General features: G+C 46.2%; 27 protein-coding genes. 10 read left to right on the forward strand and 17 right to left on the reverse strand.

Going from position 1 to position 23,317, the window contains the following annotated elements:
* Positions 1-47: 47 nt before the first annotated feature.
* Entirely contained in the window at positions 48-1,154 is a 1,107-nt protein-coding gene (locus tag H2C83_RS10875; RefSeq protein ID WP_181740627.1) for a YutH/CotS family kinase-like spore coat protein, read from the reverse strand.
* A 60-nt stretch (positions 1,155-1,214) separates the two neighbouring features.
* Positions 1,215-1,994 (reverse strand): SDR family oxidoreductase, encoded by a 780-nt coding sequence (locus tag H2C83_RS10880; RefSeq protein ID WP_181740629.1) that lies wholly within the window; start codon positions 1,992-1,994, stop codon positions 1,215-1,217.
* Positions 1,995-2,108: 114 nt separating this feature from the next.
* On the opposite strand from H2C83_RS10880, the gene H2C83_RS10885 reads away from it, so the two are divergent.
* On the forward strand, positions 2,109-2,621 hold the full coding sequence (locus H2C83_RS10885) for a phosphatidylglycerophosphatase A family protein (protein ID WP_181740631.1): 513 nt from the start codon (positions 2,109-2,111) through the stop codon (positions 2,619-2,621).
* 79 nt (positions 2,622-2,700) lie between these two features.
* Here H2C83_RS10885 and H2C83_RS10890 read toward each other — a convergent pair whose 3' ends face one another.
* The 5 genes from H2C83_RS10890 to H2C83_RS10910 all read right to left on the reverse strand — a co-directional run bounded on the left by H2C83_RS10890 (position 2,701) and on the right by H2C83_RS10910 (position 6,426).
* A complete protein-coding gene (locus tag H2C83_RS10890) occupies positions 2,701-3,666 on the reverse strand; it encodes an MBL fold metallo-hydrolase (protein WP_181740633.1) in 966 nt (321 codons plus the stop codon).
* Between the two features lie 17 nt (positions 3,667-3,683).
* Complete coding sequence (gene nucF, locus H2C83_RS10895) at positions 3,684-4,448, reverse strand: 5' nucleotidase NucF (RefSeq protein WP_181740635.1); 765 nt, start codon at positions 4,446-4,448, stop codon at positions 3,684-3,686.
* Positions 4,445-5,176, reverse strand: coding sequence for a class I SAM-dependent methyltransferase (locus H2C83_RS10900; RefSeq protein WP_181740637.1), 732 nt, complete (start codon positions 5,174-5,176; stop codon positions 4,445-4,447). Before H2C83_RS10900 ends, nucF begins: the two co-directional genes overlap by 4 nt.
* Positions 5,177-5,298: 122 nt before the next feature.
* Positions 5,299-5,931 (reverse strand): helix-turn-helix transcriptional regulator, encoded by a 633-nt coding sequence (locus tag H2C83_RS10905; RefSeq protein ID WP_246333861.1) that lies wholly within the window; start codon positions 5,929-5,931, stop codon positions 5,299-5,301.
* A 63-nt stretch (positions 5,932-5,994) separates the two neighbouring features.
* The gene (locus H2C83_RS10910; protein WP_181740640.1) at positions 5,995-6,426 is read right to left on the reverse strand and encodes a DUF86 domain-containing protein; all 432 of its coding nucleotides are present in this window, start codon (positions 6,424-6,426) and stop codon (positions 5,995-5,997) included.
* Positions 6,427-6,600: 174 nt separating this feature from the next.
* On the opposite strand from H2C83_RS10910, the gene H2C83_RS10915 reads away from it, so the two are divergent.
* The 4 genes from H2C83_RS10915 to H2C83_RS10930 all read left to right on the forward strand — a co-directional run bounded on the left by H2C83_RS10915 (position 6,601) and on the right by H2C83_RS10930 (position 8,319).
* On the forward strand, positions 6,601-6,846 hold the full coding sequence (locus tag H2C83_RS10915) for a ferritin family protein (protein WP_181740642.1): 246 nt from the start codon (positions 6,601-6,603) through the stop codon (positions 6,844-6,846).
* A 15-nt stretch (positions 6,847-6,861) separates the two neighbouring features.
* On the forward strand, positions 6,862-7,197 hold the full coding sequence (locus H2C83_RS10920; protein ID WP_181740644.1) for a spore coat protein: 336 nt from the start codon (positions 6,862-6,864) through the stop codon (positions 7,195-7,197).
* A 159-nt stretch (positions 7,198-7,356) separates the two neighbouring features.
* Entirely contained in the window at positions 7,357-7,974 is a 618-nt protein-coding gene (locus H2C83_RS10925; RefSeq protein WP_181740646.1) for a MerR family transcriptional regulator, read from the forward strand.
* 159 nt (positions 7,975-8,133) lie between these two features.
* Positions 8,134-8,319, forward strand: coding sequence for a hypothetical protein (locus tag H2C83_RS10930; protein WP_312853906.1), 186 nt, complete (start codon positions 8,134-8,136; stop codon positions 8,317-8,319).
* Positions 8,320-8,461: 142 nt separating this feature from the next.
* Here H2C83_RS10930 and H2C83_RS10935 read toward each other — a convergent pair whose 3' ends face one another.
* Positions 8,462-8,761 (reverse strand): YutD family protein, encoded by a 300-nt coding sequence (locus H2C83_RS10935; protein WP_181740648.1) that lies wholly within the window; start codon positions 8,759-8,761, stop codon positions 8,462-8,464.
* 150 nt (positions 8,762-8,911) lie between these two features.
* Between H2C83_RS10935 and H2C83_RS10940 the strand changes: the two genes are divergently transcribed.
* On the forward strand, positions 8,912-9,592 hold the full coding sequence (locus H2C83_RS10940) for a YhcN/YlaJ family sporulation lipoprotein (protein WP_181740650.1): 681 nt from the start codon (positions 8,912-8,914) through the stop codon (positions 9,590-9,592).
* A gap of 150 nt (positions 9,593-9,742) precedes the next feature.
* On the opposite strand, the gene H2C83_RS10945 is transcribed toward H2C83_RS10940, so the two are convergent.
* The 4 genes from H2C83_RS10945 to H2C83_RS10960 all read right to left on the reverse strand — a co-directional run bounded on the left by H2C83_RS10945 (position 9,743) and on the right by H2C83_RS10960 (position 13,217).
* Positions 9,743-9,958 carry a hypothetical protein gene (locus H2C83_RS10945; RefSeq protein ID WP_181740652.1) on the reverse strand — a complete coding sequence of 72 codons (216 nt, stop codon included), beginning with the start codon at positions 9,956-9,958 and terminating at the stop codon, positions 9,743-9,745.
* 36 nt (positions 9,959-9,994) lie between these two features.
* Complete coding sequence (lipA, locus tag H2C83_RS10950) at positions 9,995-10,900, reverse strand: lipoyl synthase (RefSeq protein WP_181740654.1); 906 nt, start codon at positions 10,898-10,900, stop codon at positions 9,995-9,997.
* 257 nt (positions 10,901-11,157) lie between these two features.
* Positions 11,158-12,198, reverse strand: a complete 1,041-nt coding sequence (locus H2C83_RS10955; RefSeq protein ID WP_181740656.1) for a FecCD family ABC transporter permease — start codon at positions 12,196-12,198, stop codon at positions 11,158-11,160.
* Positions 12,195-13,217: a FecCD family ABC transporter permease gene (locus H2C83_RS10960; RefSeq protein ID WP_312853907.1), complete on the reverse strand. Its 1,023-nt coding sequence runs from the start codon at positions 13,215-13,217 to the stop codon at positions 12,195-12,197. Before H2C83_RS10960 ends, H2C83_RS10955 begins: the two co-directional genes overlap by 4 nt.
* An 89-nt stretch (positions 13,218-13,306) precedes the next feature.
* On the opposite strand from H2C83_RS10960, the gene H2C83_RS17785 reads away from it, so the two are divergent.
* The 3 genes from H2C83_RS17785 to H2C83_RS10970 all read left to right on the forward strand — a co-directional run bounded on the left by H2C83_RS17785 (position 13,307) and on the right by H2C83_RS10970 (position 15,730).
* Entirely contained in the window at positions 13,307-13,531 is a 225-nt protein-coding gene (locus H2C83_RS17785; RefSeq protein ID WP_246333866.1) for a hypothetical protein, read from the forward strand.
* The gene (locus H2C83_RS10965) at positions 13,488-14,402 is read left to right on the forward strand and encodes an ABC transporter substrate-binding protein (RefSeq protein ID WP_246333864.1); all 915 of its coding nucleotides are present in this window, start codon (positions 13,488-13,490) and stop codon (positions 14,400-14,402) included. The genes H2C83_RS17785 and H2C83_RS10965 overlap by 44 nt, the downstream gene beginning before the upstream one ends.
* Positions 14,403-14,686: 284 nt before the next feature.
* The gene (locus tag H2C83_RS10970; protein ID WP_181740660.1) at positions 14,687-15,730 is read left to right on the forward strand and encodes a M23 family metallopeptidase; all 1,044 of its coding nucleotides are present in this window, start codon (positions 14,687-14,689) and stop codon (positions 15,728-15,730) included.
* 58 nt (positions 15,731-15,788) lie between these two features.
* On the opposite strand, the gene bcaP is transcribed toward H2C83_RS10970, so the two are convergent.
* Together bcaP and H2C83_RS10980 are read right to left on the reverse strand one after the other, a co-directional pair.
* The gene (gene bcaP / locus H2C83_RS10975) at positions 15,789-17,189 is read right to left on the reverse strand and encodes a branched-chain amino acid transporter BcaP (RefSeq protein ID WP_181740662.1); all 1,401 of its coding nucleotides are present in this window, start codon (positions 17,187-17,189) and stop codon (positions 15,789-15,791) included.
* Between the two features lie 262 nt (positions 17,190-17,451).
* Positions 17,452-17,715: a glutaredoxin domain-containing protein gene (locus H2C83_RS10980; protein WP_181740664.1), complete on the reverse strand. Its 264-nt coding sequence runs from the start codon at positions 17,713-17,715 to the stop codon at positions 17,452-17,454.
* A 162-nt stretch (positions 17,716-17,877) separates the two neighbouring features.
* Here H2C83_RS10980 and H2C83_RS10985 point away from each other — a divergent pair, with 162 nt between their 5' ends.
* Entirely contained in the window at positions 17,878-19,617 is a 1,740-nt protein-coding gene (locus tag H2C83_RS10985) for a menaquinone biosynthesis decarboxylase (RefSeq protein WP_181740699.1), read from the forward strand.
* A gap of 41 nt (positions 19,618-19,658) precedes the next feature.
* Here H2C83_RS10985 and nikC read toward each other — a convergent pair whose 3' ends face one another.
* From nikC to H2C83_RS11000, 3 genes are all read right to left on the reverse strand, one after another.
* Positions 19,659-20,570, reverse strand: a complete 912-nt coding sequence (nikC, locus tag H2C83_RS10990; protein ID WP_181740666.1) for a nickel transporter permease — start codon at positions 20,568-20,570, stop codon at positions 19,659-19,661.
* 4 nt (positions 20,571-20,574) lie between these two features.
* Entirely contained in the window at positions 20,575-21,585 is a 1,011-nt protein-coding gene (locus tag H2C83_RS10995; RefSeq protein ID WP_181740668.1) for an ABC transporter permease, read from the reverse strand.
* 86 nt (positions 21,586-21,671) lie between these two features.
* Positions 21,672-23,279, reverse strand: coding sequence for an ABC transporter substrate-binding protein (locus tag H2C83_RS11000; protein WP_181740670.1), 1,608 nt, complete (start codon positions 23,277-23,279; stop codon positions 21,672-21,674).
* Positions 23,280-23,317: the final 38 nt, after the last annotated feature.

The following is a 23,317-nucleotide window of genomic DNA, read 5'->3' on the forward strand; positions in this document are numbered from 1 at the left end:
TGTTTCCAAAAATCCGCTTCTTTGCCTGTAACCGGCAGTTTCTCCGTTCAAACATGTTTTCCTTTTTCATGAATCCAATCGATTTCAGGAAATGTCTGTTGAAAATGATTCCGCACCAGTTGAGCATAAACAGATAAGACCCTGATTTTTTTCTCTTCAATCTCAATTGCTTTTCGAATATGTCTGATTGTCGAATCCCGCGGTTTGCTCTGATTCAGGTAAACGTTTTGCAGATGGCGGATCAACCTGCCCGGGAAAAGCAGCCGCGCATAGATCAGGGCATAATCCCCTTCCGTCAGGGGAGATACCTCCTGATATCCGCTCAAGATGATTTTCATGACTTCCCGGCTACTCGTCCGGCCGTAGGCATACAGCAGCCAGTCGGCAATATCTGCGGTCCGTACATCCAAAACGGCTTCATTCCAGTCCAATAAAACGGTAACCCCATCCGGATCGATTAACAGATTATTCCTGTGCCAGCGCCCGTGACAAACTTTGCCGTAAGCCGCCGACTCCTGGCACAATTTTTCCCCGTCAATCTGCTCGTAATATTTCAGCAAATTTTCCATGATGCCCATGGAATAACTGGATATATTCAGCCATGTCTCGTCTGTCTCGGTGGGAATGGAAGTCCAGTTGGCAGCCAGGTGAAAAATTTCCATCTGTTCGTATACCTTGGACCACCAGGGGTGCCAATTCCCCAGACGGTTCCATTTTTCCATAATTTTGACCGGAGCAAATTCTTTTGTAGACAAATGGAAATATGCCATATCCCTTGACAAATTCCGCCAGACTTCCGCTTCTGTCAAAGTAGGGGTAACTCCTTCGATCCAGGGCAGGAGTACATAGGGATACCGATACCCTTCAAAAAAAGTTTTTCTTCCTTGCGTAAGAATGGGTGGGGGAATGATCACTTTCCGGTCTTTCTTACCGGACAAAAAATCGGCCAATTCCCTGATTCCCTGCCATCGGTCTTTTTCTCCGAATCTGACCCGTTTTAACACATACACCCCTTGATCTGTGTCCAGTCTGACTACGCCACCAACCGGTTCAATTGACTGCAGGACAAGTCCGTAATGGAGACTGAGCCAATCGCCAAGCCTTTCTTCCCCGGTTAAATAAGCCCAGTCCTCTGTCCTTTTAAATGCAGGCATGCTCCCTCACCTCTCATCTCATGTTATGTGCAGAGGCGAGGGAAGGTTCCCGTTTCCGGTTTACCGTTCCCGTTTTGACACCGGATGGATCACATCCAGCCCGCCCGTTACCTGCATGATATTTCCGGTGACAAAGTCCGATTTGGACCTGAGCAGGAATAAAATGAGCCGTGCTACATCTTCGCCGGAGCCGGGGCGCCCGCAGGGGGTCTCATCATCCCTGATATTCTTTACATCATTAATACACATTTCTTTCCTTTCTTTGACAATATCACCCGGACAGATCATATTCACTGTAATTCCATAAGGCGCTTCTTCTACAGCCAGGGTTTTTGTAAAGGATACCAGCCCGGTTTTGGCCGCTGCATAAACGGACCGATCCGGCCATGCCGGGGCTTCCACTGCTCTGCCAAACCCGAAGAAAAGAATTCTCCCCCAATTATGGCGACGCATAACCGGTAGTACGGAATGGGCCATCCACATGGCACTTAACAAGTTCCCGTGAACCAACTCTTCGATCTCATTTGCCGAATGTTCAATAAACCATTTGCGCTCCCGAATAAACGGGCCGACCGCATGAATCAGGGCATCAATTCTCCCGTAGCGTTCCAATGTTTCCTGAACAACCCGTTTTGCCACATTGCGCCTGCTTATATCCCCAATACTGATCCCCATTTCCACATTTTCACCAGTCACTTCAGCCATCCACTCATCCAGTTTTCCGGGATAGTTCCTGCAATTGACCATCAGGCGCCACTTTTCTCTGCCAAGAAAGATAGCTGCCATTTTGCCCAGCCCCCCTGACCCTCCGGTAATCAATGCAACTTTCCCACTACTCATTCCGATCTCCCTTCTTTGCTGAAAAAGAGTATGTCAAGAACGTTCACTCATAATCCCATTTAATATGGCAAAAAATAATTTTAACTACTCAAAATCCCCAAAAGGAGGGATCTGATGGATCACTCGTTTTCATCTCCTTCTGATCAGGAATGTTATCAAACAACCATTGACTGGATTCAAAAACGGGGTGTACGCCTTGAAGAAGTTGCAGAACTGACCTATTTCCTGCAAAAAGATTATTTGACCGGAATTGCGTTGCAGGATTGCCTTGACAGTGTAAAGCATGTTCTGACCAAACGTGAAGTCCAAAATGCTGCCATGACCGGTATTCAGTTGGATCTGCTTGCGGAAAAAAAACAGATTGAAGAACCGTTATTAAGCATGCTCAAGCGGGATGAAGGCCTGTACGGCATTGATGAAGTTCTGGCAACTGCCATTCTGAACGTATACGGAAGTATTGGCCTTACCAATTATGGGTATATTGACCGCATAAAACCAGGAGTGCTTGGCCGGCTGAACAATCACCAAAACGGCCAGATCCATACTTTTCTTGATGACATCATCGGTGCCATCGCCGCTTCAGCATCCGCCCGGCTTGCCCACAGAAATAATAAAGCCAGGGAATGAAAGAAGGCATGGAGAGGGAGCGTCTTGGATGCATAAAAACGGACTCATGAACTCCATGCCTTGTCAAGTTTGATCGAATCTAGATCAGTTCATACCAATATTGCCCATTCGCAAATTGGCAGCCTGCTTCTTCATTCTGCCGTAAAAATTCGAGATGAGCCATTGTTTCAGACATAGCAAACCGTAAATTATGAATTGTCAAACCCTTTCCAAACAATTCCATGCAAACATCATATGCCGTAACCCGCCGTTTTTCCTGAATGAAATTTTTGATTTTTCCCAATCTTTCATGATGATGTTTAAACAATTGTTCAATCCTTTCCTGATAACAAGTGAACATGGGACCGTGCGACGGGAAAACGCACTCAACTGTCATATTTTTCATTTTGTTCAGAGTTTCCAGATAAACAGAAAGAGGATTTTGGTTACAATTTGGCCACAGGCTGATATTGGGCGTAATCTTTGGCAACAGGAAATCTCCGCTGATCAGAATCTTTCGCTTCGGTTCATGGAAACACAGATGCCCGTCAGCATGACCCGGCGTGTGATAAATATCGTATTCATAATTCCCAAAGCGAATTTTTTGCCCCCCTTCCAAAAAAGCGGGCGTTGGATGGGGTTCAACCCAATTGTGGAAACTTCGCAAATGCTCGGGAATCTGTACCGCCCATTCGGCGGGGAGGCCATGTCTGGAAAAATAGTTCGCCATCGTTTCAGGCATGTCGCTTTCCCTCGCGAAAAACATTTGTGCCTGTTCATAGTCTGTCCTTGACATGAAAACGGGTGCGCCGGTTTTTTCCTGCAGCAGGCCGGCAAGACCATAATGATCCGGGTGATAATGGGTAAGTACAATCTTTTCAACGTCTTGCCAAGACCATTCAAATTCTTCCTGTGCCTGTTCCCAGACAGTCAGATCAGCTTCGCAATGAAGGCCAGTATCAATAATGGTATATCCGGTCTCTCCCTTGATCAGATAAGCATTAATGATTTTTAAAGCAAATGGCAACGGCAACGGGACCGTAATGATGTCTTTCCACTGCTTCATGATGTCCCCACCCCTTTTTATTTAATCCAGCTTGACAGATTGTAAACGGCATGCGTGGATTTGATGTCTGAACTTTTTGCCATCTGTGGTGTTGTAACCCCTGTGTAAACAAGTAGGGTATCCATCCCTCCCCGGATTCCCGCCAAAATGTCTGTTTGCAGATTATCTCCGACGACAAGCACCTCATCTGGCGTCAACCCGATCTTTTTCAATGCGTAGTGCATCATAACGGGTTCGGGTTTCCCGATGAAAAAAGGTTCTGTTCCGGCAGCAGCAGCAATCGCAACAGACAGCGACCCGCTGCCCGGCCATAAACCTTCTTCTGTCGGCAAAGCAAGATCTGCGTTGGTTCCAATCAGTTTTGCACCAGCCCGTATGGCCAGGCATGCCTTTTTCATCTTTTCATATGTAAAGGAACGGTCTAGTCCGACTACGACTGCATCCGGGTTCTGATCGGTTATTGCAATGCCGGCATCTGAAATCGCCTGGAACAGGCCTTCCTCTCCCACTACATAAACAGACATCGGTGCTTCCTTTTCCTGCAGATAGCATGCAGTAGCCAGTGCTGTGGTAAATACCTGATCCGTTCTGGCCGGATAACCCATTCGCTGCAACTTGGCAGCCACCCACTCCGGAGAACGCGTCGAATTGTTGGTCAAATAAAGATATGGAATCTGAATCTTATTTAACCACGCCACAAACTCCGGTGCTCCAGGAATGACTTCATCTCCGCGAAACAAGGTTCCGTCCAGATCTATAAAGTATCCTTTATATCGCTTCATTTCTTCACACAACCCATAATGATTACTCGTTCTCCATCCGGATGGTATGGTTCCCCGGCAAAATTTGCATATATCTCTTTTGCTTGGAGAGAATATGTTTCCAACATGCGGATCAAGTGATTCAAATCGTACATTTTGACACGTTCCTGATAAATCCGCTTGCCCTGTTCATCCTCGATCTCGATTGTTTTGCAAACAAAATCTCCCTCAATCCGGCGTTTTTCCTTGATCTGACTGCCATCCACTTCCCGTTCGCTTTCCGGGACAAGTTTTTTGATGACTGAATTTCGATTCAGAAAATCGATTAAAAAACGCCCATCCGGTTTTAAGACACGGGCTATTTCAGAAAGAACCCGCTCATTGTCACGATCATCCCGGAAATATCCAAAAGAGGTAAACAAATTTAACACAACATCAAAAGAACCATCCATTAAAGGAAGATTGCGCATGTCTGCCTGAATATATGGGATCGCTAAACCGTTTGACTTTTCAAGAGCTTTTTCCAGTAACACTTTGGACAAGTCAAGACCAACCACCCGATATCCCCGTCTGACCAGCGAAATGGTATGGCGCCCCATTCCGCAGCATAAATCCAAAATCAAATCATTATCCTTCAGTGCCAGCCATCTGGCAACCTGTTCCACCTCCCTGGAGGCATCCTGCTGACTCCGGTGCTTGTATACTAGTAAGTAATCTTTTCCGAAACTTTCTTCATACCATTGCGGCATGTTTTTCCCTCCTGCTGATAAAACAAACATACACTTTTCAATTGTACCATATCAAATGATGGTACGTATTCCTTTCAACAAGAAAACGACACGACCATCGTGTCGCCCCGTTGTCATATTTGTCAACCGTTTTCTTTTTCACGGATGATATAAACACAATTCTGCCCGTTATCCGTCTTGCATTCAATCCGCTCCACCTCAGCACCCAGCAACTCGCCAAACCAGTTCACTTCACATTTGCATGCCTGCCTGTATTCGCCTGCAACCATGGAAATGGGACAATTGTATTCAATGAATTGAAAAGTGCCGTCTGCCTGCTTTTCCCATTTTACCATATATCCCCTCTTATCCTGCAAATCGGCAAGCAGCCTGATTTTTTCTTCCAGATTTTTGCCCTTGAATTTGGGCAGATGCCTGTTTAATATCCGTTGCGCCCGGTTTCTGAACACTTCCTCAATGATTTCCGGACCATGATTCTTTTCCAGATCGGATAAAATTTCCATCGTAAAATCGGCATACTGTTTTGGAAAAAATTGCTCCGATTTTTCGGTGAGAAAATACTGGTTTGTCGGTCTTCCCATAGATTGCCGCAACAGTCTGGATTCGATGAGCCTGTCCCGTTCCAGTGTATTGATATGCCTGCGGACAGCCATTTCCGTAACGCCCAAACGCTCAGCTATTTCACTAACTGTCAGCGCACCTTCCGTCTTTAACATCATCATGATCTGCTTTCGCGTTGAGCCCGTATCTTTCATCCTGTCCTTCCACCGTCCCTCCTGCTTTGCAATCAAATCCATTACCTTATTTATACCCTTTTTCTACAGAATCTTCTCTCCCAGTTCTTTTTTCAGATAGTCCCGCACCTGGCTCTGAAACCTTTCATAAAGATCCCGGTCAGTCAAATAAGAACAGATTTCCTCCCAATCCACTTCGGTATAATATCGAATTAACCGTTCCCGCAAACGGACATGCTTTTTCAGACGTTCCCCTGTACTTTCATCGATTACGCGTTCATCCATCAGAATATCGACAATATCGAGATATCCTCCCGGATCCCTCATGATAAAGCCGTCAATCATGACAGTGCCGACATCGATCATGCATTCCACCGCAAGATGCAGTGCTCTTTCCAGGGAAAAGCGTACTTCCAGGCCAGATGATTTCCCCTCCAGCTTTTTCAGGACTTCGGCACATTGTTCCAAATGATGCAGCTGTTTCTGAATACGTTTGACATCAACATCATAAACCATGATTTTCTTCCCTTCCTGTGTCTATACTTTTCCAAAGCAAATTTTCGGCATGCATCCTTACAATAAAAAATTATAAGCGAGAAAATCAGGAAAGAAAATGTTTCTCAAGAATAAATCAAATTCATCCAACAAAGATTAATCATAAATGAATTTGTTACAAGGAGGCGGAAGCATATGCAAATCTCCAGTAAAGATCTTTCCTACCTGACCGATGAGATGTCATGGGAATTGCTTGCAATGAAAAAATGTTACCATTTCGCCAATGAGTGTCAAGATCCGTCTGTCAGCCAACTGATTAACCGGATTGGGCAAATGCACCAGAGACATTATGAAATGTTGCTCAATCATCTGCAGCCAGCAACAGGATCTGCCCCCACTCCCGGCATGAACGTCACCGGAAATCAATCGATACAACAATAAGGAGGAGAAGAAGAAATGCAACAGTCTTCCAATCAAATGGGGCCTCAGCAAGCAACAAGCCTGCCGCAGGTAAAAGGACCGCACTTAAACGATCGTGACCGGATTAACGATATTCTGGCAACACAAAAGTACTTGTCAAACGGTTACAACGTCGCAACTTATGAAGCCAGCACTGACGAATTGTACCAATTGCAGTTGCAATGCCTGAATGAGGTCCATCAGGCAAGCCGCGAACTGTTCCTGCTCATGAACCAAAAGGGATGGTACAAGCTGGAAGCTGCAGATCAAAACAAAATCAGCCAGAAATCGCAGCAATTCAGCAACTATCGTACCCAGTTCCCTTACTCCTGACCCAATACCTCTTTCGCTGTCGGGAGCGAAAGAGGTTTTTTCTGTCCGTTAACCAGAAATTTTGTCAGCTAATGACTTCCTTTGTCATGGAGAAGGAATTTATTTGTAAGCCTCGAAAATGTTAACCAATATTTACTAAATAAGGGAGGATTATGTTTTATGACAGAAGCCGTTCAAATGACGACCAAAGAAGCAGCCGAACAATTGCAGGTGCATGCCCGCACCATTCGCAAATGGATTGATACATTTGAAGAATATATTCAGCCTGATATAAATGAACGGGGACATTATATCCTGTCAGAAGAAAGTTTTCGCCGCCTGGCCAATATTAAAAGAAGGCTTCAGGAACCGCACAGCTCCATGAAACAGGTCAGGGAAAATTTGATTAAAGAAGGAAAAATCAGAAATGCTCCTTGGACACCTTCCCGGGAATTTATTGAGGAAACTGAAAAAAACTTGCAGGAAATGATAAATATGATGGATGGAATGACCGACTTATTGGAGGAAATGGCGACACGGGTGGATCATGTCGAAAAACATATAATGGGCTTGTTCAATACAATGGATGAGCTTCAGCATAAATTACTGTCAGTCAGGTATGAATCGGCTTCTTCCAATGAAGTGCATCAAATGTTTGATGAAATTCGCAAAAAACAGGACCAGTTGCGCATGGAACTGAGGAATGTAACTTTTACGCAACGCCTTACCGCTGCCACCAATGAACAAAGCCTGCTTCCAAGGCGACAGAAAAAAGCCCGGTTTTTCGGCCTGCTTTAGACAGTCTTTTCTGACATTTGCGGGTTTGGCTTTCTGCCACCGATCCCGTCAATTATTAAAACCGGGAAAATTCAGATTCATTGGCTGATCTGTTTCGCCGACGCATAACTTTTCGCCGATTTTCACACGTTAAGTTAAAACCAGAGGGAGGAAGCCAACATGAACAAGAAATACCGGGATCTGAAAACAGTGGAATCATACAGAAATGAAATGATTCCGGAAGAATTTCCGGACGGGTCCTACGGTGCATCCACCAGCCAAAAACCGGGAAAATCATCGCCCTGGCGACCCAGCATGCTTCCCCCCGTTTTACATACGAAATGCGTGGATTTCATGAGGGAATGAAACGGCAATTTCCGGGAAGCCATCCGACTCACGACGAACCCGGTGATGAAACGAAATCCTAGACTTCTTTTGGAAAGGAAAACATCCCTTGCGTCGGAAATCACTATCTCCGGCTTGAAAAAGCTGACACAACCCATCATGTTTAATTACGATGGGTTGTTTTTGAGTTTACCCGTTTTAAAATAAAGTAAGCGCATCCAAAATTGCAAAATTCGTTTAGATATTCCTGCAGATAACTGATTTTTGTCTCCCTCTTGGCGCGGGCGCGATAATCGGCGAAAAAGCCCTTTAGTCTCAGCTGGCCATATCCCCAATCACCCACAATATAATCATATTTCTCCAGAATTTCACTAAACCGGCGTTTACACGCCTCAGGGTTCCAGCCATTTCGATAATCGGTTATCAGTTCATATTCCTGACCATGTATATAAATTCGCTCCATAAACGACCTACCTTTTCTAAAACAAGTCTACATCTATATGTTACCATAACCAACCCCTTTTGTTCCTCCATCCTTTTCCGGGAAAATTTTACCCCTGTAAAGAAATGACATATGGGGCAGGTTATAAGCAAGGAGGTGCCATGTACAATAATGGTAAAGAACTGGTTCATACTGCTGCTTTCCAGCTTTCTCATTTTCTCGGTTTCCGGATGCGCCCCGAATCATAATGATGACGGGGCGCAGGGAATGGAAAATCAGGGAAATCAGGAACCCCTCTACCGTGAACAAAATAATGACACGCGATTTGGAACGGTACAAAATGATATGATCAACGGCGATGAAGCAGCCAGAGGCGGCGGCCAGAATGAAATCGGGTATTTTAAATACATTCCTGAAAACTATACCAACAAAAACGGAGCCAATCCGGGAAACAATGTTTTTATTGACCGGTCTTTGCTGGCAAGGCAAATCGCGCAAATGGTTACTGTTTTGCCCAATGTGAAAGATGGCACGGCACTTGTAACCGATGACCACGTATTTATCGGAATCACGACCAAAAATGGCAAAATTGACAGGAAGACCGCCAGGGAAGCCAAACGGACAGCGGAAAGCCTGACCCCCCGTTATTTCAAGGTTTACGTGACAAGCGACAAAAAACTGAATGACGAGATCAAAAGCGTTGGAATGCGTATGACGACCAACAAGGATATCGAAGGAGTCCGGGGAGATCTGGAAGATTTATTGCGAAAAATGGGTGATGACACGCCACCGGACGTCAACGGGCAAATTGAACCCAACACGCGGCGGGAAATCAATCCCCAGGAAAAATAATACAGCAGTGTCCGATTTTCGCAGGACACTGCTTTTCAATCTGTCAGCGCTTCCACCCACATATCCATCTTATAGAAACGATATGAAAAAGGCTGCCAAGGGTCAGACAGCGGACGGGATGAGCCCACCTCTGACATGGACCGGCAGGCACTATATTTTATCGGAATCTTCTTCCCAGACTTCGTCCAGGTTATACCCAAAATAATCCGCCAGCATGGCCATGATTTCATATTTAGCATCTTCTGAAAGCTCACCTTTGCAGGATGGGGGCCCCGGCAAAAAGAGTCTGAAAAAGTGCTGAAGCAGGATCCCGGCAAAAGGACACTGCTTCAACAACAGAATAACTGGATGTATCTGCTTTTGCATTTCTGGTTTTGAACAGTCTCCTTCAGGAGACACTGTTTATTGTGCCTTTTTTTCCGACTTGCTTTGGGCAGATTGCACCTGTTCAAGCGCATGATAGGAGCTTCGAACCAACGGGCCTGATTCTACATGGGAGAAGCCCATGTTCAATCCGATTTCTTTCCATTTGGCAAACTCTTCCGGCGTATAATAACATTCCAGTTTCAAGTGTTTTTTTGTGGGTTGCAAATATTGTCCAATCGTTACAATATTTACCTGATGATCATACAGATCCTGCATCGCTTCCACCACTTCATCAAATGTTTCTCCCACTCCGACCATGATACTGGACTTTGTGGGAATATCCGGTTGCATTTCCTTGGCCTTTTGCAACAATTGCAGGGAACGGTCGTATTTTGCCTTGGAACGGACCCGGTCAGACCGGCGGCGAACAGTTTCAATATTGTGATTTAAGATGTCCGGCCTTGCATCCATGACAACCTTCAGAGCATCCCAGTCTCCCTGAAAATCAGGGATCAGCACTTCAACACTGGTCATTGGGTTCCGTTTGCGGATCGCTTTGATGGTGACGGCAAATACTGAGGCACCCCCGTCTTTCAAGTCGTCCCGCGCTACTGATGTGACCACGGCATGTTTCAGTTCCATCTGCCGGGCAGCTTCAGCCACCCGTTCCGGTTCCGCCAGATCCGGTTCCGTCGGCATTCCGGTTTTTACTGCACAGAAGCGGCATGCCCTGGTGCATATATCGCCTAAAATCATAAAAGTGGCCGTCCGATTGGCCCAGCATTCATATATATTGGGACAACGCGCTTCTTCGCAAACCGTATGCAAGGTTTTCCCGCGTATCATTTTCCTGATCTCCGAAAAATTTTCACTGGCGGTTAAACGAACTTTCAGCCAATCCGGTTTTCGTTGCTGCGCTGTTGATTTATTTTTACTTGCCACAAAGATCCCCCCATCATCAATCAAAAGCTGGTATCGCTTTCCATCTGATCATTTTATACAGACTTCTCATTCAAAAAAGAGTTCCGTACTAATCGTTCCCGGTTTTCATTACCCCTATATTAACACAAAGGCAAAAAAACTACCTTACCTCTTTCCTGGACCAAAAAATGATAAGCAAAAACCAGCTTTGTCCATAAAATATTCATGGACAAAGCTGGTTTTTTCAATAAATAACCCTTATTTTTTACAGAAAAATGTTAATTGCGATTTCGGATCAACAAATAGATAAAATAGGGTGCGCCAATGACAGCCGTAAACACACCTGCCGGAATCTCCAGCGGAGCCATCAGCGTTCGCCCGAGCAGGTCGGCAACCATGACAAAAATGGCTCCCAACAGTCCCGAAACCGGCAACAGGGCTTCATAAGAGGCGCCAACCAAACGTCTGGCCGCATGAGGCGCGATCAACCCGACAAAACTGATTCCTCCGGCAAAGGCAAACGCCGAGCCGGCCAGACCGGTACTTAACAGCAAAAAGAAAATACGCTGTCTGGAGCTGTTTCCGCCAAGCCCTTTGATCACATCTTCCCCCAGTTGCCCAACATTCAAATGGCGGGCAAAAAGCAGCGCGACAGGGATCAAAATGGACAACCACGGCCACAAGACAGCCACCTGATCCCAGTTACTTCCGTATACCGTTCCAGTAATCCACATTTTTGCCTGGCTTGCCTGGAAAACAGGCCCCATCAGAATGATGAGATTGGTCAGGGCCTGGGTTGCAGTGTAAAAGCCAATTCCCATCAGCACGAGCCGAAACGGAGATACTCCTTTTTTCCAGGACAGCAGATAAATGAGAAGCCCAATCGATCCGGCTCCCAAAAAAGCAGCCAAAGGAACCCAGAATAAACTGACGGACAGGTTACTGGATATGTCGCCAAAAAAGGTAATTACCAATACAGCACCGGCAGAAGCCCCGCCAGTTACACCGATAATGTCCGGAGAAGCGAGCGGATTTCGAATCACTGCCTGCAAAATTGCTCCCGCCATTGCAAGTGCTGCTCCGGAAAGCAAGGCAATTAGAACTCTTGGAAAACGTAACGTCATGATGACGAAAGAATTTTCCCCCATACCAAACAAACCTTTGATAACATCCAGGAAGGAGGTTGGGGTTTCCCCAATGGTCAAACTGCCAACCAGAACAGCAAAGGAAACAATGATCAACAAACTGATTACGAAAACAGCCTTCGTGTCCATCATCAGAGAAAAGCGGCCGATGCGTAACGGAAAATAACGTTTCATCCCTGTATCCTCCCTTTTCGCCGTGCCAGGTAAATGAAAAACGGCGTTCCGATCAAGGTGGTCATAACACCTGCAGGAATGGGCTGCTGCTGCATGATTAACCGTCCGCAAATATCAGCAACCAGCAGTAAAACTGCCCCATACACCATACTGTAAGGGAGAAGCCAGCGATGGTCGTTTCCAACCAGCGTCCGGACAAAATGCGGGACAACCAGCCCGACAAACACTACCGGACCGGCAATGGCGACGGAGCCGCCTGCCAAAAAAGCGATAACAATAACACCGAGCAGTTTGACTATTCCAATTTTAATCCCCAACCCCCTGGCCACATCATCCCCCATCATCAGTACGTTCATGACTCTGGCCAATCCAAGCGCGAGCAGGTGACCTGCAGCCAAAAAAGGAAATACGGGCATAGCCAAGGACAAACTTCGTCCTTCTACAGATCCTGTCAACCAGAACAGCAACTCTTCCAGGCTTTTTTCATTCATGGTCAGCAGGCCTTGTGTCAAGGAGGAAAACAAAGCCATGATGGCTGCACCGGCCAGGGTCAATTTCAGCGGTGTCATTCCGTCCCGCCCAACCGAACCCAGAATGTATACCAGAAATATGGATAATGCGGCGCCGGCAAAACCGGCGATCATCAGCGGCATCATTGCTGTGACGCTGAACACGGCTATCGACAGGACAATGAATAAACTTGCTCCCTGATTGACACCAAGGGTTGCCGGAGAAGCGAGCGGATTTCTGGTCAAGACTTGCATGATGGCACCTGCAACAGCCAGACTTGCCCCGACAGCAACCGCAATGACCGTTCGCGGGACACGGGTGGTTTGAACGATCAAATGATCATTGTTATTTTGAAAATGGGTAAATGACTTGATTATTTCCGAAAGAGGGATATCGGTTACCCCTACACTGACACTGAGCACCATGAATAATCCGGTCAAAAAAAGTCCAAGGAATAATCCGGTCCATTTAATATATGTTGATGAAAATATTTCTTTTGCCCCCGTCACCTTTCCTTCCTTCCTCTCTCCGCTTGAACTATCAGAATCAAACCCTTTTCTTTGGAAAATCAACTTTAGTCTATTAGAACTATAAAAACGTGTCAATGAATTTGAAAATCATTCTCAAAATAATTGACAAACTCAACCCGCTTATCTATAGTAAAAGTAATAATGATACTGATAATTATTTTCAACAAAAGGGAGGGGATACATATATTTCTTTTGCGGAAAAAAAACCAGTTTTTACTATTTTCCATTTTATTGGCTTTTTCCCTGACAATGACTGGATGCGGCAGTTCACCCACCTCTACGGAAAACAGTAAAACAACCACCCGCTCCATCAAACACGCCATGGGAACAACACAAGTTCCAGAACATCCGGAACGTGTGGTTGTTTTGACCAATGAAGGACTGGAAACGCTTCTGTCCCTGGATGTCAAGCCGATTGGCGCTGTTAAGGGATTCACCTCTGATGGAGAACCCTGGTATGACCATCTTGAATCCCAACTGTCCGGTGTCAAAGTGGTAGGAACGGAACATCAGCCAAATCTGGAAACAATCGCCAGTTTAAAACCCGATCTGATTATTGGAAACAAGATGCGCCAGGAAAAGGTATACAACCAGTTGAATGCCATTGCTCCCACTGTTTTCGCGGAAAAGTTGCAAGGCGACTGGAAAGAAAACTTCAGGCTGTATGCCCTGGCAGTTAATAAAGAAGACAAAGCCGGAGAAGTCCTGGCCCAATATCAGCAAAAAGTGGATGAAATTCGTAAAAATGCCGGCGGCCTCATTGATAAAAAGGTATCCATCGTCCGCTTCATTGCCGGTAATACCCGCCTCTATCAATTGGACAGTTTTTCGGGCGTCATCTTGAAAGATATCGGATTTGACCGTCCTGGGATCCAAAACCAAAACAGCTTTGCCGCCGTAATTACCAAAGAACAGATTCCGCAGGCAGATGGTGACATTCTCTTCTACTTTACCTATAACTCCGGTGACAGCAATGGTTCTGCGCAGGAAAAGGAGTTCACCAGCGATCCACTGTGGAAAAACCTGAATGCCGTAAAAAGTGGAATGGCCTTCAAGGTAGACGATGTCATCTGGAATACAGCAGGGGGAACCAAAGCAGCCTTCCTGATGCTGGATCAATTAAACAGCCAAATCAGTGCCATCAAGCAAAAACAAGGACAATAGCGATTGTTCCCTCATGAAGGAAACGATCGGACCCAAAAACCTCTTTCTCCTTTGTCTATCCAGGCACGTTACCCTTTTTGGAATATATATCTCCCTAAAAGCGCATAAATCTGCCTTTGCAGCAATTTGCAAAGATCACTTTACCTCAATAACCGCCTCTCACCAGGATTAACAGAATATACTGTTCCAGCCCTGTTTATCAGGGCTTTTTTAATGCACATATTTCTTCTCTCACCGCGCAAACTATTGATATCCATGATTTTGAAACAAGCGGTGATTTTTCAATGTGGAAAAAATTTCTCAATATCAGTTTGTCACTCCTGATTCTTATGGCTTCTCCACTAAGTGCAACAGCGAATAGTCATACAAAAAATGATGATCTTCTCTATTTGTTTAAATCCATGCAAATCCTGACAGATGTACCCTGGTATTATCTGGCAGCCATCAACCAATTTGAAAAAAACCTGCGCCACCCTGAAAAGAAAAAAGAAAAAAAATCTCTCAAGTATTTATCCATTCAAATCCCCAAAGAAGTGTGGGCGGGAATCCTCAACCCTGATCCTGATGATAAAAATCCCGAGTCTATCAAGTTTTTCCAGGGAATCGGCAGGGACGGAGACGGAGATCAAAAGGCTGATTGGCAAAATGACACCGACGTACTCTATTCCATCGCCGTTTATTTAGCCATGGACGGCACCGGTGAGGATCAGATTCGAACAAAGTTATGGGACTACTACAAACATCCGGTTTCGGTAGATGTCATCACCCATATCGCAAAGATTTATCAAAAATTTGATACGCTCGATCTGGATCAGACCAGGTTTCCCATTCCCCTTGAATATAACTACACTTACCACAACACCTGGGGCGACCGGCGCGGCTGGGGCGGGTTGCGCATACATGAGGGAACGGACATTTTTGCCAATTACGGAACACCTGTTTTAAGTACCTGTTACGGCTATATTGAGCTGATTGGATGGAACCGGTATGGAGGCTGGCGGGTTGGTATTCGTGATATCCGTAATAACTATCATTATTTTGCTCACCTCAACCATTTCCGCAAAGGGCTGAAAAAGGGGGATATCGTCAAACCCGGAGACCAGATTGGAACAGTCGGCTCTTCGGGATACGGCCCCAAAGGGACATCGGGAAAATTCCCGCCTCACCTGCATTACGGGATTTACCGCTTTAACGGGAGGAATACCTATTCCTTTGACCCATATCCCCTGCTGAAAAAATGGGAGCGCGAAGCATACAAACAAAAGCGGCAAAAAAAGAAGAAACAGAAGCAAAGCAAATCCCGGAACACAATCCGCTGGGTGGACTGACACCGAAAAAAGCATGATGGCCAGAGCCACCATGCTTTTTCAATTTTATTTCCGCCAACTATTGATGCAGCTTTGAATTCCGGTATCCATACAGAAAATAGATTAACAGACCAATCAGGAACCAGACGAGAAAACGCAGCCACGTTAAGGCTGACAATTGAAAGGCCAGGAACGAACAGAGCACGATTGCCAGCAGCGGAGTATAAGGAACAAATGGAGTTCTGAACTTTCTTGGTAAATCCGGCTGTTTATAACGGAGGATAATTACAGCAATGGATATCATGACAAATGCAGCCAAGGTTCCCAGGTTTACCAGTTGCGCCAGATCATTCAGCGGAACAAGGGAACCCAGGAGGGCGGCAATGAGGCCGAAAACCCAGGTCGTAACATATGGCGTGCGATACCCGGGATGAACTTTTGACAATATTTCCGGCATCAGCCCATCCCGGGACATGGAAAAAATGATCCGTATTTGTCCGTATAACATAACCAGCATGACAGTAATCATCCCAATCGCCGCACCCAGGCTGACGATTCCCACCAGCCAGTCCTGTCCCGTCACACTTAAGGCAAACGCCACCGGGGCTTCCTGATGGTTTTCAAACTGCGTGAAATGAACCATTCCGGTCATGAGCGCAGATACAATGACATAAAGGAGGGTAACGATCCCCAAAGACCATAAAATTCCTCTTGGCAGATCTTTTGCCGGGTTTTTCGTTTCTTCAGCCGCGGTGCTTACCGCATCAAAGCCAAGATAGGCAAAAAAGATGAGAGCGGCACCCTCAAACACTCCTTTTATGCCAAAAGGCATGTACGGCGTCCAGTTTTCCGGGGTTACATAAAAAGCACCAACCGCAATAAAGAGAACAATCACGACCAGTTTAATGACAACCATAATATTGTTTACCCGTTTGGATTCCTTAACCCCGAGGGAAAGCAGCCAGGTGATGACAAATACAATGATGAAAGCAGGCAGATTCATGTAGGTGATAATCCCTTGCATGGCTCCGGGTGCTGCAGTGAAAACTGTTGGAAAATGAATTCCGAAACCGGCCAGAAGCGACTGAAAATAACCTGACCAGCCTGCCGAAACCGAGCTTACAGCCAGCATGTACTCCAAAATAAGGTCCCAGCCAATGATCCAGGCAAAAAATTCGCCCATCGTGGCGTAGCTGTAAGTATAGGCTGAACCGGACACCGGCACCAGCGAGGCAAATTCCGCATACGTAAAAGCGGCCAGAAGACAGGTGATTCCGGCAATAATAAAGGAAATGGGCAGGGCAGGACCTGAAAACAGTGAACCCACCCCGGTAAGCACAAAGATCCCCGTCCCGATAATGGCTCCAATTCCCATCATCGCCAGGTCAGTCGCTGATAACTCCTTGCGCAGAGTGATCCCTTGCCGGGTCATTTTTAACAACTCTTCAATCGACTTTTTTCGCAATAAGTTCACAGACAAACCTCCTTTGAAGAATTTGCGGAAAACAAATTATAATAAAATTATTTAGAAAAATGCGATATTGCTTATATTATATATGAAATTTTTGTAAAAATAAATAATAAATCCTGCTTAAAATAGCAGGATTTATTATTTATGTATAAATTGTTTTCTTTGTATTTTACTGCAATTAATCTGTTCCAATTGCCTATGTCCCGGGAATATTGCCATGCAAAAGAAGCCGTCTTTTTTTACCATCTTTATAACAGGTCGTGCCGGTTTTTTAATCAGAATTAGAGTTTTTATCACCGTCCTTTTCCTGCCTTTCCAGAACGGCCAGAATCCTGTCCGGTTGCAGTCCCTGAATGGCTGTATCATCAACAACGGTTACCGGTACATCCAAAAAGCCCATTTCTTTTATTTCATCCATGTATGCAGAATTCAGGGAACAGTCCCTTTCTTTGTATGTAATCCTGTAATCATCAAGAAAACGTTTCAATACATTGCATTCCAGGCAATGCGGCTTTGTATAGACTATCACGGCCATTTTTCCATCCATCCTTTCCTGGTTTATGAAAAGATCTTTCAGGCAGGAATTGCGTTGGTTTCTGATATAATGAACTTTGAATATCTCCATCATTTTCCCTTTATTTATGATTATTTGTCAGAGTAGGAGAGATGGCTTTTGCATAAAAACCTGCGCAGCTTTATGAACCAGCTGGAAGCTGAAAAAGAATTGGTGGTTATTGATACCGAAGTTGATCCCAAGCTTGAACTGGCTGAAATTCATCGCCGTGTGATTGCAGAAAATGGTCCTGCTTTATTGTTTACGCATGTAAGAGGAAGTTCCTTTCCAGTAGTAACCAATTTGTTCGGGACATCGCGGCGGATAGAAATGGCTTTTGGCTCACAGCCTGAACAACTGATGAAACAAATCATTTCCCTTGCGGAAAAGATCATGCCCCCTTCACCAAAAATACTGTGGCAAGAAAGAGAACTGTTGCAGAAACTGCTGAAAGTGGGGGTAAAACAAGTTTCTTCCCGTCATGCTCCCGTTCTCGAGCACAGGCAGGAAGAGATCGATCTGACCCAGCTTCCGATGATTACCTCCTGGCAGGAAGACGGCGGTCCTTTTATTACACTGCCTCTTGTCTATACACAACATCCCGAAAGCAAACATCACAATGTCGGAATGTACCGCATGCAGATTTTCAACAAAAACAACACGGGCATGCACTGGCAAATCCATAAAGGCGGGGGCTTTCATCACTATGAAGCAGAAAAACGGAACCAACCCTTGCCCGTACATGTTCACCTGGGAGGACCTCCGGCCCTGATTGCCTCTGCAATCGCGCCAGTGCCGGAATTTTTGCCGGAACTTTTGCTGGCGTCATTGATCCTCGGAGAAAAATTGCCTGTTGTCAAAAGCAAAAACGGCTATCCTTATATTGCTGAAGCAGAATTTGTGCTGGCAGGGATCGTGCCTCCCCATGAACGCCGCATGGAAGGCCCGTTTGGTGATCATTACGGGTATTATTCCCTGGCACACGAGTTTCCTGTTTTTCATGTAAAGGAAATTTATCATCGCAAAGATGCCATTTACCCGGCAACTGTTGTCGGGAAACCCCGCCAGGAAGACTATTATCTGGGCGAGTTTTTACAGCGATTGTTATCTCCCGCCTTTCCGATGGCCATGCCAGGTGTAAGGGATTTGTGGACATATGCCGAAACCGGCTTCCATTCGCTTGCCTCCGCAGTCGTGCGGGAAAGTTATAATCGGGAAATCCTGGCCAATGCCTTCCGCATTTTGGGTGAAGGACAGCTTACACTCACCAAATTCCTGATTCTAACCGACCAGTCTGTTCCGCTTGAGGATTTCAGCCCATTGTTTGAAACGGTCCTGGAGCGGATGAATCCGGCAACCGATCTGTTTGTGTTTAACCATACCTCGATGGATACTCTTGATTACACGGGCCGCCGACTCAACTACGGCAGCAAGGCGGTGCTGATTGGAACCGGCGAGCCAAAACGGACCCTGCCGGCGGAATACCATGGTCCCGACCTGAAAGGAATCTCCGGTATCAGTGTCTACTGTAAAGGCGCGTTGGTCCTGGAAGCCGAGCCATTTGCGCAAAATCCGGAACTGGCTGACCAGCTCCTGGATCATTATAGAGACTCCCTGTCGGAGTGGCCGTTTATTTTCCTGGTTGACGACATCGGGGCTGTCTCCGGACAAACCTCTTTCCTGTGGACAGTATTTACCCGTTTTGATCCGGCACATGATATTTATGCACGCTCTAAACTTCACAATCATCACCCCAACTACCGGTTCCCCATCATTGTGGATGCACGGATAAAACCGGGATATCCTGATGAACTGGAACCCGACCCGGCAATCCGGAAAAAAGTGGACGAACGGTGGAAACAGTATTTTCCTTCTTCAATTTGACAGAAAAACGGTGTGGCCTGTTGCAAGGTCACACAGTTTTTTTACTGTTTCATCCGCGGATCAAAAATATCCCGCAATCCGTCGCCCAGCAGGTTAAATCCAAGCACTGTCAACATAATGGCAAGTCCCGGAAAAATCATGGTCCACGGCGCCAGTTGAATAAATTCGCGTGAGTCCGACAGCATGGTTCCCCATTCCGGTTGCGGAGGCTGTGCCCCCAATCCGAGAAAACCCAGGGCTGCTGCTTCAATCACAGCGGTTGCAAATCCCAGAGTTCCCTGCACCATGATTGGTGTCCAGCAATTGGGAAGAATGTGCCGCCATAAAATGCGGCTGTTTTTCATGCCAATCGCCCTGGCGGCAAGAACAAAGTCTTCCTGCTTTACGCTTAACACACGGGAACGCATCAGCCGTCCAAACGTCGGGATATTAATGATGGCAATGGCAATCAGCGCGTTGTTTAAACCCGGGCCAAGCATCGCCACAATCGCAATGGCCAGCAAAATACCGGGAAAGGCCAGCAAGATATCGAAGAGGCGGGAAATCAGGGAATCCTGCCACTTTCCATAATAACCGGCGACTAACCCAAGAAAACTTCCTATAATAATGGAGCCGGTAATGGCAACAAAGCCGACCCACAAGGAGATCCGCGCTCCATAGATAATCCGGGTAAAAATATCGCGTCCCAAATCATCTGTTCCAAACCAGTGGGCCGCTGATGGATCATCCAATGTTTCCCTGGTTGAAGTGTAAAATTCATAAGGAGTCAGCAAAGGAGCGAAAATGGCACACAAAATAAAAATCACCACCAGGGAAGCTCCAATTACGGCGGAGCGGTGCCGGATAAAGGAACGAACCAAATCTCGAAGCGGTTTTGCCTCTAAAGAGGAGTTCCGGTTAGCAGAACCGGTTTCATTTGGCGGGACTGGCGGTTTGGTCCGGGAAAATTGCATACAATCACTCCTTCCCATATTTAATGCGCGGGTCGATCCACGCATACAGGAGATCAACGATCAGATTGATCAAAACGAAAATGGTTGCAAGCACTAAAATCCCTGACTGGATCACCGGATAATTGCGCTGGTTGATCGCGTCGTAAACGTACCTTCCCACCCCGGGCCAGCTGAAAATGGTTTCTGTTAACACGGCACCCCCCAGTAAAAGACCCAGCTGCAATCCCATTACGGTTAAAATGGGAATAAACGCATTTTTTAACGTATGTTTGTAAATTACCCAAAATTCCGACAGTCCTTTGGCACGTGCGGTGCGGATATAGTCCTGGCGCATCACTTCCAGCATGCTTGATCGCGTCATGCGGGCGATGACAGCCATCGGAATTGTTCCCAGCGCAACCGCCGGAAGGATCAAATGCATCAGTACATCCTGTAACCAATGAAAATCACCATATAACAATGAATCCAGGACATAAAACTGGGTTAACGGCTCAAACCCCAGCCGGGGATCAACCCGGCCATACGACGGAAGCCAATCCAACTGCTGCGCAAACAGCCATTGTTCCATCAGCCCTAGCCAAAACACAGGAATCGACACCCCGATCAGAGCAATAAACATGGCCCCGTAATCCATCCATGAATTTTGCTTCCAGGCTGATAAAATGCCCAAATTCACGCCCAAAAAAACAGCGATCAAGAGAGCAGCAATCGTCAATTCGGCAGTCGCCGCCAAAAACGGGCCTATTTCTTCGGCAATCGGTACCTGTGTAATTAAAGAAGTCCCCAGATCCCCCTTCAAAAGCCCCTTTACATAGTTTAAATACTGAACATAAAAGGGCTGGTCCAGTCCGAGACTTTCCCGGATTTGCTGCAATTGCTCCGGGGTTGCCTTGTCACCGGCAATCGTTTTTGCCGGATCACCGGGGATAGCATGCACAATCGAAAAAGTAATGAGTGACATGCCGATCAGAACGGGAATCAGCATCAAAATACGGCGTAAGGTATATGTCAGCATAAAATGTACCACCTCGTTTCCTGCAATCGGTCAGGTGGCATGGTGACAGGGAGAATTTCCCTGCCAAAATGCCACCTGACGGTTTTTCATTCCTTGACATCCAGATTCTCCATGATGAGTTGAGTCGTCGGATGAGGAACAAATCCGGTTATATCCTTCCGTGCGGCATAGGTATCAGTCGCATGTGCGATTGGAACCCATGGCGCATCGTTTTTAATCAATTTCTGGGCTTCCAGATACAATTTGCTTCGTTCTTCCTGACTGGTCAAACCTTGTGCCCGGATGAGAAGCTCGTGAACCTGATCGCTTTTGTAGAAAGCGATGTTCCCTGCATCCGGCATCCGGGTATTATCCTTATCCAGCAGGACATACAGGAAATTGTCCGGATCCCCGTTATCTCCGTTCCAGCCCATCAGTGCCATTTCATGTTCGCCTTTGCCTGTCAGATCCAGATAAGTCTGCCAGTCATAAGTCACAATTTTCGCTCTGATGCCAATTTTGGCCAGGTCAGCCTGTATAAATTCCGCAATCTTCTTTCCGTTTGGCATATAGGGGCGCGGTTCGGTCATGGCATAAAATTCAATTTCAAAACCATCCGGATATCCGGCTTCTTCCAGCAATTGTTTTGCTTTATTGAGATCAAACGGATAATCCTGAACCTGGTCATTGTAACCCCACATCATTGGCGGAATGGGATTTACCGCCGGAATTGCCTGTCCGGCATAAAAGTTTTTGATAATGGCTTCCTTGTTGACGGCATGGTTAATCGCTTGCCGTACTTTTACATTGTCAAGCGGTTTTTTTCCCGTATGAAAAGCCAGATAACCGACATTCATGCCAGGCTGTTCATATAGTCTGAACTGGCTGTCCTGCCTGATCAAATGGGCATCATTGGGATTCAATCCATCCATCATGTCAATGCCTCCCGATTTCAGCGCTGAGTAACGTGCGGCATTATCGGGAATCGATTTGAAAATGATCCGGTCCAGTTTGGGCTGCCCCTTTTTCCAGAAGTTTTCGTTTTTCACCAGCACAACCGAATCATTTTTCTTCCAGCTTTCAAACTTGAACGGACCGGTTCCAACCGGATTTTGCGCAAATTTGACCGGATCTTTTTTTACAGCTGCCGGAGAAGCAATGCCAAACGGGGACATGGCCAGATTGCTCAAGAATGGCCCCAGGGGTTTTTTCAATTTAAACTGGACGGTATATTCATCCAGTGCCGTCACACTCTCAATCACATGGCCATCATCGCCCTTGAATCCGCCAAACATATATCCGTAATATGGAAATTCCCCTCCCTTGTGTTCGGGATGATTGGGGTCCATCCAGCGTTCAAAGTTATATACCACTGCCTCGGCGTTAAAAGGAGTGCCGTCGTGAAACTGGACGTTTTTGCGCAACTTGAAGGTCCAGGTCAACCCGTCCGCGCTGGTTTCCCAACTTTCAGCCAGACCCGGAACCACTTCGGTTGACTCTTTGTCATATTCGACCAATTTATCAAAGATCTGGTCTATCGGCTTAAAAGATTCTCCATCTGTCACCTGAATGGGATCAAGCAATTTGGAGTCAGCCCCCCGGCCATAAACCAGCGTTTTGCCCCCTGTTGCGGTTTTTTTCTCGACACAGCCAACCAACACGGAAGAAAAAAGAAATACAGCAGCCAAATTGATGATCCAAAAACGTTTTCTCATTTTATCTCCTCCTTTTCAGGAATGGAAATCGTACGGTT

The sequence above is a fragment of the Thermoactinomyces mirandus genome, from assembly GCF_013868055.1.
GTDB lineage: Bacteria > Bacillota > Bacilli > Thermoactinomycetales > Thermoactinomycetaceae > Thermoactinomyces > Thermoactinomyces mirandus.

Excerpts from the sequence above, each read along its gene's own strand:
- H2C83_RS10880 (WP_181740629.1), bottom strand. The coding sequence starts at position 1,994 with ATGAGTAGTGGGAAAGTTGCATTGATTACCGGAGGGTCAGGGGGGCTG.
- H2C83_RS10940 (WP_181740650.1), top strand. The coding sequence starts at position 8,912 with ATGGTAAAGAACTGGTTCATACTGCTGCTTTCCAGCTTTCTCATTTTC.
- nucF (WP_181740635.1), bottom strand. The coding sequence starts at position 4,448 with ATGAAGCGATATAAAGGATACTTTATAGATCTGGACGGAACCTTGTTT.
- H2C83_RS10930 (WP_312853906.1), top strand. The coding sequence starts at position 8,134 with ATGAACAAGAAATACCGGGATCTGAAAACAGTGGAATCATACAGAAAT.
- H2C83_RS10875 (WP_181740627.1), bottom strand. The coding sequence starts at position 1,154 with ATGCCTGCATTTAAAAGGACAGAGGACTGGGCTTATTTAACCGGGGAA.
- H2C83_RS10915 (WP_181740642.1), top strand. The coding sequence starts at position 6,601 with ATGCAAATCTCCAGTAAAGATCTTTCCTACCTGACCGATGAGATGTCA.
- H2C83_RS10925 (WP_181740646.1), top strand. The coding sequence starts at position 7,357 with ATGACAGAAGCCGTTCAAATGACGACCAAAGAAGCAGCCGAACAATTG.
- H2C83_RS10910 (WP_181740640.1), bottom strand. The coding sequence starts at position 6,426 with ATGGTTTATGATGTTGATGTCAAACGTATTCAGAAACAGCTGCATCAT.
- H2C83_RS10970 (WP_181740660.1), top strand. The coding sequence starts at position 14,687 with ATGTGGAAAAAATTTCTCAATATCAGTTTGTCACTCCTGATTCTTATG.
- H2C83_RS10935 (WP_181740648.1), bottom strand. The coding sequence starts at position 8,761 with ATGGAGCGAATTTATATACATGGTCAGGAATATGAACTGATAACCGAT.
- H2C83_RS10985 (WP_181740699.1), top strand. The coding sequence starts at position 17,878 with ATGAACCAGCTGGAAGCTGAAAAAGAATTGGTGGTTATTGATACCGAA.
- H2C83_RS10920 (WP_181740644.1), top strand. The coding sequence starts at position 6,862 with ATGCAACAGTCTTCCAATCAAATGGGGCCTCAGCAAGCAACAAGCCTG.
- nikC (WP_181740666.1), bottom strand. The coding sequence starts at position 20,570 with ATGCAATTTTCCCGGACCAAACCGCCAGTCCCGCCAAATGAAACCGGT.
- H2C83_RS10945 (WP_181740652.1), bottom strand. The coding sequence starts at position 9,958 with ATGCAAAAGCAGATACATCCAGTTATTCTGTTGTTGAAGCAGTGTCCT.
- H2C83_RS10890 (WP_181740633.1), bottom strand. The coding sequence starts at position 3,666 with ATGAAGCAGTGGAAAGACATCATTACGGTCCCGTTGCCGTTGCCATTT.
- H2C83_RS10900 (WP_181740637.1), bottom strand. The coding sequence starts at position 5,176 with ATGCCGCAATGGTATGAAGAAAGTTTCGGAAAAGATTACTTACTAGTA.
- H2C83_RS10965 (WP_246333864.1), top strand. The coding sequence starts at position 13,488 with ATGACTGGATGCGGCAGTTCACCCACCTCTACGGAAAACAGTAAAACA.
- H2C83_RS10905 (WP_246333861.1), bottom strand. The coding sequence starts at position 5,931 with ATGAAAGATACGGGCTCAACGCGAAAGCAGATCATGATGATGTTAAAG.
- H2C83_RS10885 (WP_181740631.1), top strand. The coding sequence starts at position 2,109 with ATGGATCACTCGTTTTCATCTCCTTCTGATCAGGAATGTTATCAAACA.
- H2C83_RS11000 (WP_181740670.1), bottom strand. The coding sequence starts at position 23,279 with ATGAGAAAACGTTTTTGGATCATCAATTTGGCTGCTGTATTTCTTTTT.
- H2C83_RS10980 (WP_181740664.1), bottom strand. The coding sequence starts at position 17,715 with ATGGCCGTGATAGTCTATACAAAGCCGCATTGCCTGGAATGCAATGTA.
- H2C83_RS10955 (WP_181740656.1), bottom strand. The coding sequence starts at position 12,198 with ATGAAACGTTATTTTCCGTTACGCATCGGCCGCTTTTCTCTGATGATG.
- H2C83_RS10995 (WP_181740668.1), bottom strand. The coding sequence starts at position 21,585 with ATGCTGACATATACCTTACGCCGTATTTTGATGCTGATTCCCGTTCTG.